At 63.0% G+C, this 824-nt stretch carries 1 protein-coding gene; it reads right to left on the bottom strand.

What is annotated here, in order from left to right:
* A partial coding sequence (locus G9373_RS45460) for an IS630-like element ISRjo2 family transposase (protein ID WP_167121376.1) occupies positions 1-824 on the bottom strand: 824 nt, incomplete at both ends.

The raw sequence follows: 824 nt of genomic DNA, 5'->3' as shown, positions 1-824 counted from the left end.
TTTTCGAGTGCGACGCGGCCGCGGGCGACCTTGGCGAGGATGGATTCGGCGGTCGCGGTCCATTCGTAGGGTCGGGGGTTTTCGTTGTGGGCGTCGAGGTATTCCTCGATCGAGGCGATGAGGTGCGGTACGAAGTGAAAGACCCCGCGTCGCAGAGCTTTATCGGTCAGCTCTCGGAACCAACGTTCGACGAGGTTGAGCCATGAGGAGGAGGTGGGAGTGAAGTGCAGGTGGAACCGGGGATGCTTGTCGAGCCAGGCCCGGACCTTCTCGTGTTTGTGGGTGGCGTAGTTGTCCAGGATCAGATGGATTTCCAGGTCCTTGGGCACCTCACGGTCGATGGTGCGCAGAAATCGCAGGAACTCCTGATGGCGGTGGCGCGGCAGGCACTGGCCGATCACGGTGCCGGTGAGGACGTCGAGCGCGGCGAACAAGGTGGTGGTGCCGTGACGCTTGTAGTCGTGGGTCATCGTCTCGCCGCGGCCCTTGATCATCGGGAGCGAGGCCTGCGTCCGGTCGAGGGCCTGCACCGACGACTTCTCGTCCGCGCACAACACGATCGCCCGCTCGGGCGGGTTCAGATACAGACCGACGACGTCGACGAGCTTGTCCTCGAATCGCGGATCATTCGACAGCTTGAACGTCTCGACCCGGTGCGGCTTGAGTCCACGAGCGGACCACACGCGCTGGACCGTGTCCTTCGAGACTCCGACATACTCGGCCATCGTCCGGCAACTCCAATGAGTCTCGCCTTTCGGGCGGTAGTTCTGCGTCAGGTCCACGATCTCGTCGATCTTCTCCTGCGGGATCGAGGGCTTGCGACC

Source organism: Rhodococcus sp. A14, assembly GCF_011603105.1.
In the GTDB taxonomy this organism is placed as follows: domain Bacteria; phylum Actinomycetota; class Actinomycetes; order Mycobacteriales; family Mycobacteriaceae; genus Rhodococcus_F; species Rhodococcus_F opacus.
The sequence above is the reverse complement of the archived record's forward strand: the minus strand, read 5'-3'. Positions and strand labels throughout refer to the sequence as shown.